4 protein-coding genes are annotated in these 7,314 nt (G+C 71.2%); all 4 read right to left on the bottom strand.

Annotation, left to right across the window (positions count from 1 at the left end; all coding sequences use genetic code 11):
- On the bottom strand, positions 1–1,529 hold a 1,529-nt coding region (gene uvrC / locus Ani05nite_RS00940; protein ID WP_239129061.1), incomplete at its 3' end, for an excinuclease ABC subunit UvrC.
- Positions 1,530–1,675: 146 nt separating this feature from the next.
- Positions 1,676–2,221 carry a Rieske (2Fe-2S) protein gene (locus Ani05nite_RS00935; protein ID WP_203762933.1) on the bottom strand — a complete coding sequence of 182 codons (546 nt, stop codon included), beginning with the start codon at positions 2,219–2,221 and terminating at the stop codon, positions 1,676–1,678.
- Positions 2,222–2,429: 208 nt separating this feature from the next.
- Positions 2,430–5,387, bottom strand: coding sequence for an excinuclease ABC subunit UvrA (gene uvrA, locus Ani05nite_RS00930; RefSeq protein ID WP_203762930.1), 2,958 nt, complete (start codon positions 5,385–5,387; stop codon positions 2,430–2,432).
- 110 nt (positions 5,388–5,497) lie between these two features.
- Complete coding sequence (locus tag Ani05nite_RS00925; protein WP_203762927.1) at positions 5,498–7,294, bottom strand: DUF6311 domain-containing protein; 1,797 nt, start codon at positions 7,292–7,294, stop codon at positions 5,498–5,500.
- Positions 7,295–7,314 lie beyond the last annotated feature (20 nt).

The following is a 7,314-nucleotide window of genomic DNA, read 5'->3' as shown; positions in this document are numbered from 1 at the left end:
CCGGCCGCCCCGGCCGACGGACCCGCCACTCCGGCCGACGAGCCCGCGAAGCCGGCCGCCCCGGCCGACGGACCCGCCACTCCGGCCGAGGAGTCAGCCGAGCCGCCGCCCACCGGCGAGGTCTCCGCGCGGTAGCGGGCGAACCGTCGCCGCATCACCTCGCTCATCGCGGCCAGGTCGTCGGTGCCCGAGCCGTCCGGGTTGCCGCGGACCGCGAACCGCCTGTACTCGCTCTTGCGGGCCAGCCCGTCCTCGAAGACCACCATGCTGGCCACCACGTCGGTGCCCTGGATCTGGGAGACGTCGAAGCACTCGATGCGCAGCGGCGCCGTCTCCATGCCCAGCGCCTCGGCGATCTCGTCCAGCGCCTTGCTGCGGGTGGTCAGGTCGCCGGCGCGGCGCAGCTTGTGCCGGGCCAGGGACTCGCCGGCGTTGCGGGCCACCGTTTCGAGCAGGGAACGCTTGTCGCCGCGCTGGGGCACGCGCAGGCTGACCCGGCTGCCGCGGTGCTCGGTCAGCCACTTCTCCAACGCCTCGGCGTCCGGGGGCAGGGCGGGGACCAGCAGCTCGCGGGGCACGTCGTTCTCGCCGTGCTCGTCGCCGTACACCTGGGTGCAGAAGTGGTGCACCAGGTCTCCCGTGGTGAGGTCCTCGACCTTCTCCACCACCCAGCCGCGCTGGCCGCGGACGCGGCCGTCGCGGACGTGGAAGACCTGCACCGCCGCCTCGAGCGGGTCCTCGGCGAACGCGACGACGTCGGCGTCGGTGCCGTCGCCGAGCACGACGGTCTGCTTCTCCATCGCCTTGCGCAGGGCGGCGATGTCGTCGCGCAGCCGGGCCGCCTTCTCGAACTCGAGCTGCTCGGACATCTGCATCATGTCGCGTTCGAGGCGCTTGACGAACGTGTCGGTGCGCCCGGCCATGAAGTCGCAGAAGTCGTCGACGATCGCCCGGTGCTCCGCCGCGGAGACCGTGCCGACGCACGGGGCCGAGCACTTGCCGATGTAGCCCAGCAGGCAGGGGCGGCCGATCTGGCCGGCCCGCTTGAAGACGCCGGTGGAGCAGGTGCGGGCCGGGAAGACGCGCAGCAGCAGGTCGAGGGTCTCGCGGATGGCCCAGGCGTGCGAGTACGGCCCGAAATACCGCACCCCCTTGCGCTTGGCGCCCCGCATGACCTGCAGCCGGGGGTATTCCTCGTTGAGCGTGACGGCGAGGAACGGGTACGACTTGTCGTCGCGGTACTTGACGTTGAAGCGCGGGTCGAACTCCTTGATCCAGGAGAACTCCAGCTGCAGCGCCTCGACCTCGCTGCTCACCGTGACCCAGTCGACGGCGGCCGCGGTGGTGACCATCTGCTGGGTGCGCGCGTGCAGGCCGAACGTGTCGGCGAAGTACGAATTCAGCCGGCTGCGCAGGCTCTTCGCCTTGCCCACGTAGATGACGCGGCCGGTGGGGTCACGGAAGCGGTAGACACCGGGGGCGTCCGGAATGGTCCCGGGCGCCGGACGGTAGCTGGACGGGTCAGGCACGACTCAACACTAGTGCGGACCCCTGACATGATTGTCCGACCGGAGGCCCGTTGCCGCCGCCACGGCGTCGGGCCTCCGGCCGGAGGGTGTCGGGGCCGGCCGCGTCGGCAGGATCACGCCGGCCCCCGCTCATCGGGTGCGTGCCGTCAGGCGGCGACGATGTTGTCGCCGTCCACCTTGACCTTGGTCTCGGGCAGCGGCTTCTTGGCCGGGCCGCCGGTGGGCGAACCGTCCTCGATGGAGAACGTGCTGTTGTGGCAGGGGCAGGTGATCACGCCGCCGTCGACCTTGCTGACGTCGCAGCCCTGGTGGGTGCAGACCTTGCTGAACGCCTTGAACGTGCCCGAGGCGGGCTGGGTGATGACGTAGTCACCCTTGATGATGCCGCCGCCCTCGGGGATGTCGGCGACGAGCGCGAGCGCCGAGCCGCCGGAGTCGCCGCCCGAGTCGCCGCCGGTCGTGCCGGTGTCGGCGCCCTTGCTGCCGGCCGGCGCGGGGTTGTTGCTGAAGTCGCCGCCGCTGGAGCCGTTGCTGCCGGCGCCGCTGGTGTCGGTCCCGCAGGCGGCCAGCAGGCAGCCGGCACCGAGGGCGGTGGCCCCGGCCAGCACGACGCGCCGCGACGAGCCCGCTCCCCCGCAGGCCGGCTGGGCGGCGGTGATCTCGGCGTCGGGCCTCGTCTGCACGTCAGTCATCTGTTCCGAACCCTTCCCGTACCCCTGGATCCGCGCGCTTGCGTCACGCGGCGTCGCCTGTACATACGCTGCCATCCGCGAAGTGGTTCATGGGCCGGACGGAAAACATCGGCCCGGATGCCGGGTTTCGCGGGGGTTTCGGCCACGCCGCGGCGCCCGCCCCAGGTGGCGGGGCGGACGGGCGGCGTAGCTGTGCGTTACCTGTGGATCAGACCGCGGCCTTGGCCCGGGACCGGGTGGCCCGCGGTTTGGCCGCGGCCTTGGGCGCGCCGTTGGCCTTGGCCGCGCGGGCCAGCGCGGCAGCCGCGCCGGCGGGCTCGCCGGTCAGCCCGAGCATCGGGCGCAGGTACTGCCCGGTGTGGCTGCCCGGCACGTCGGCGAGCTCCTCGGGGGTGCCGGTGGCCAGCACCAGGCCGCCCTTGTTGCCGCCCTCGGGGCCCATGTCGATCAGCCAGTCGGCGTTCTTGATCACGTCGAGGTTGTGCTCGATGGTGATGACCGTGTTGCCCTTGTCGACCAGGCCGTTGAGCACCAGCAGCAGCTTGCGGATGTCCTCGAAGTGCAGGCCGGTGGTCGGCTCGTCGAGCACGTACACCGTGCGGCCGGTGGAGCGCTTCTGCAGCTCGGAGGCGAGCTTGACGCGCTGCGCCTCGCCACCGGACAGGGTCGGCGCGGGCTGGCCGAGGCGCACGTAGCCCAGGCCCACGTCGACCAGGGTCTTGAGGTGGCGGTGGATCGAGGTGATGGGCTCGAAGAAGGTCGCGGCCTCCTCGATCGGCATCTCCAGCACCTCGGAGATGGTCTTGCCCTTGTAGTGCACCTCGAGGGTCTCCCGGTTGTACCGGGCGCCCTTGCACACCTCGCAGGGGACGTAGACGTCCGGCAGGAAGTTCATCTCGATCTTGATGGTGCCGTCGCCGGAGCAGTTCTCGCAGCGGCCGCCCTTGACGTTGAACGAGAACCGGCCGGGACCGTACCCGCGGACCTTGGCCTCGACGGTCTCGGCGAACAGCTTGCGGATGTTGTCGAAGACCCCGGTGTAGGTGGCCGGGTTGGACCGCGGCGTGCGCCCGATCGGCGACTGGTCCACGCCCACGACCTTGTCGACGTGCTCCAGCCCGGAGATCCGGGTGTGCCGGCCCGGCACCATCCGGGCGCCGTTGATCTGGTTCGCCAGCACGGTGTAGAGGATGTCGTTGACCAGCGTCGACTTGCCCGACCCGCTCACCCCGGTGACCGCGATGAACTGCCCCAGCGGGAACCCGACGGTGATGTCGCGCAGGTTGTGCTCGCGCGCGCCCTGCACGACCAGCTCGCGGCCGGGCTCCTGCGGACGGCGGGTGGCCGGCGTGGGGATCTTCTTGCGGCCGGACAGGTACGCCCCCGTCGGCGACTCCTTGTTGGCCAGCAGCCCCTTGACCGACCCGCTGTGCACGATGTGACCGCCGTGCTCGCCGGCGCCGGGGCCGATGTCGACGATCCAGTCCGCGGTGCGGATGGTGTCCTCGTCGTGCTCGACCACGATCAGGGTGTTGCCCAGCTTCTTGAGCCGCACCAGCGTCTCGATGAGCCGGTGGTTGTCGCGCTGGTGCAGGCCGATGGACGGCTCGTCCAGCACGTACAGCACGCCGACCAGTCCGGAGCCGATCTGGGTGGCCAGCCGGATGCGCTGCGCCTCGCCGCCGGACAGGGTGCCGGCGCCGCGGTCCAGCGACAGGTAGTCCAGGCCGACGTCGACCAGGAAGCGCAGCCGGGCGTTGATCTCCTTGAGCACCCGCTCGGCGATCATCTTCTCGCGGTCGGACAGCTCGATGGTGGCCAGCAGCTCGGCGCACTCGCCGACCGACAGGTTGCAGACCTCGGCGATGCTCTTCCCGGCGATCGTGACCGCCAGCACCTCGGGCTTGAGCCGGGCCCCGCCGCAGGTCGGGCACGGGATGTCGCGCATGTAGCCCTCGTACTTGTCGCGCGACCAGTCGCTCTCGGTGTCGCCGTGCCGGCGCTCGATCCACTGCACCACGCCCTCGAAGCCGGTGTAGTAGGAGCGCTCGCGGCCGTACTTGTTGCGGTAGCGGACGTGGACCTGGTCCTCGGAGCCGTACAGGATCGTCTTCTGGGCCCGGCTCGGCAGCTGCCGCCAGGGCGTGTCGATGCTGAACTTCTCCGCCTTGGCCAGGGCCTCCAGCAGGCGCAGGAAGTATTCCAGGGTGGAGCCGCCGGACCAGGGCTGGATCGCGCCCTCGCGCAGGCTGCGCTCCTCGTCCGGCACGATCAGCTCCGGGTCGACCTCCTTCTTGGTGCCCAGGCCGGTGCACTCCGGGCAGGCGCCGTAGGGCGCGTTGAAGGAGAAGACCCGGGGCTCCAGGTCCTCGATCGCCAGCGGGTGGTCGTTGGGGCAGGCCAGGTGCTCGGAGAAGCGGCGCTCGCGGTGCGGGTCGTCCTCGGGCAGGTCGACGAAGTCGAGCAGCACGATGCCGCCGGACAGCGCCAGCGTCGCCTCGACCGAGTCGGTGAGGCGCTGCTTGCTGCTGGCCTTCACCGAGAGCCGGTCGACGACCACCTCGATGGTGTGCTTCTCCTGCTTCTTGAGCTTGGGCGGCTCGGCCAGCGGGTGCACCACGCCGTCGACCCGGGCCCGGGCGTAACCCTTGGACTGCAGCTCGGCGAAGAGGTCGACGTACTCGCCCTTGCGGCCGCGGATGACCGGGGCGAGCACCATGAACCGGGTGCCCTCCTCCATCGCCAGCACCCGGTCGACGATCTGCTGCGGCGACTGCTTGCTGATCCGCTCGCCGCAGACCGGGCAGTGCGGGATGCCGGTGCGGGCGAAGAGCAGGCGCAGGTAGTCGTACACCTCGGTGATGGTGCCGACGGTCGAGCGCGGGTTGCGCGAGGTCGACTTCTGGTCGATCGAGACGGCCGGGGACAGACCCTCGATGAAGTCCACGTCCGGTTTGTCCATCTGGCCGAGGAACTGCCGCGCGTACGACGACAGCGACTCCACGTACCGGCGCTGCCCCTCCGCGAAGATCGTGTCGAAGGCGAGGCTGGACTTGCCCGAGCCGCTGAGACCGGTGAACACGATCATCGCGTCGCGGGGCAGGTCGAGGTTGACGTCGCGCAGGTTGTGCTCCCGCGCGCCGCGGATGATCAGTCGGTCGGCCACAGCCAGCCACTCCGTAACGTCAAGACAATGGGCGCCGCCACCCTAGCCGCGGGGTACGACAAGTTTTCCGCCAACCAGAAGCAGCACCGCGGGCCCGATCATCATTCCCGTCACCCGGACGGGGGAACGATGTCCCGGACATCCCACAGCTGAACGCCGCCGACCGGCCGCGGTGGCCGGCCGAGCAGCTCGGACACGGTCGTGGCGAGCAGGTCGTGATGCGGCGTGCCGGGCACGAGCACCACCACCGCCGCCCGCCAGTAGGCCAGGTCGGCCCGGGCGGCCAGCCGGTCGGAGACCGAGACGTTCGGCTTCCGACCGTACGCCCCCGTGATGCGCAACAGGTCGGAGGTGGGCCGGGGTGCGGCGTTCCAGGAGCCGGTGCGGTTCAGCGGCGGGTTCGCCGGTCCCATGAAGTATCCGCGCGGCACGGCGTAATCCAGCCCGGACAGGGCGAACCACCGCATCCCGGACCGCCCGGTGGTGACCTCGGGCAGCGGCACGGTGACCAGGGTGCGGCCCGCGGGGACGTACTCGCGCCACATCCGCTGGGCGATGAACGGCGGCAGCGGGTCGGCCTCGACCACCGGCAGCGGCTTGGGCAGCACCGGCACGATGGCCACGGCCAGGCCGATCCAGAACGCGGCGCGCCGGCGCCGGCCCAGCAGCGGGAACCGGTCGGCGGCCAGCGCCAGCAGCAGGCCGATGACCGTCGCCGGGACCATCGCGAACCGGGTGACGCTGACCAGGTCGATCACCGGCAGGTGGGCGATCAGCGCGAACGGCAGCGGGATGCCGGTGTCGTGGCCGCCGACGCGCAGCTCCGGGCCCATCGACATGATCAGCAGCACCAGGCCGGCGATCGCGGCGGCCCGGGCGGCCAGGTTGCGCCACAGCAGCGCCACGCAGACGCCGGTCAGCACGAGCATCGGCAGGCCGAAGAACGAGTTGTCCTCGGTCGGGCTCACGCTGAGCTCGCGGGCGATCGCCGCGTTGCCGGCCAGCGACTGCCGCGCGTACGCGCCCAGCGCGAGCAGGTCGGTGACGAACTTGCCCGGCTCGAACGGCTGCCCGCTGTAACTCTGCGGCCCGGTGAACTGGAACCACAGCGGGTACGCCAGCGGCACCGCCGCCGTGACCACCGCCACACTCAGCCCGGCGAGGAACCGCCGCCAGTAGTCCCGCACCCGCGACCACGCCAGGGCCGCGTACGCCACCACGAACACGCCCAGGGTCAGCGCCGTGAACAGCAGCGTCTCCTCGTTGATGAAGACCTGCAGCACCACCAGCAGACCCAGCACGATCCCGCCGCGCACCGCGCGCCCCGGCTCGCGCAGCCGCAGCACCTGCCAGACGATGAACGGCACCACGTACTGCGAGACGAAGTTGATGTGCCCGTTGGCGTGCGACACCATGGTCGGCGCGAACCCGCACCACAGCCCGCCGACCCAGGCGGCGCGGCGGCTCTCGACCAGGTGCCGCGACAGCACGAAGTACCAGGCGAACGCCGTACCGGCGAGGCCGAGCGTGAGCAGCAGCACGACCGAGACGCCCACGCCGAGCCAGTGGGTGACCGGGGCCAGCGGCACGGTGAGCGCCAGCTCCGTGGTGTTGGCCATCATGTTGACGCCGTCGGGCACGTTCATCCGGTCGCTGAACAGCGGGTTCGCCCCGTCGAAGAGGACCCGCTCGCCGTGCGCCAGGGCGAAGGCGAAGAAGCCGTGGTCGTCGTCGTTGTGCGACAGCACCCGGCCGGCCGGGTCGATCCAGAGCTGGATCAGCACCAGCACCGCGAGGGCGAGATAGCTGAGCGCCGCGGCCAGATCGGTGCGGCGGCGGCGCGCGGGCGCGGGCGCCGCCGCGACCGAGAGGCCGGGCTCGTTCAGGACCTCATCGACCGCGGGCACCGGTGAATTGTGCCAGAGGC

Source organism: Actinoplanes nipponensis (assembly GCF_016862275.1).
Taxonomy (GTDB): Bacteria; Actinomycetota; Actinomycetes; order Mycobacteriales; family Micromonosporaceae; genus Actinoplanes; species Actinoplanes nipponensis.
The sequence above is the reverse complement of the archived record's forward strand: the minus strand, read 5'-3'. Positions and strand labels throughout refer to the sequence as shown.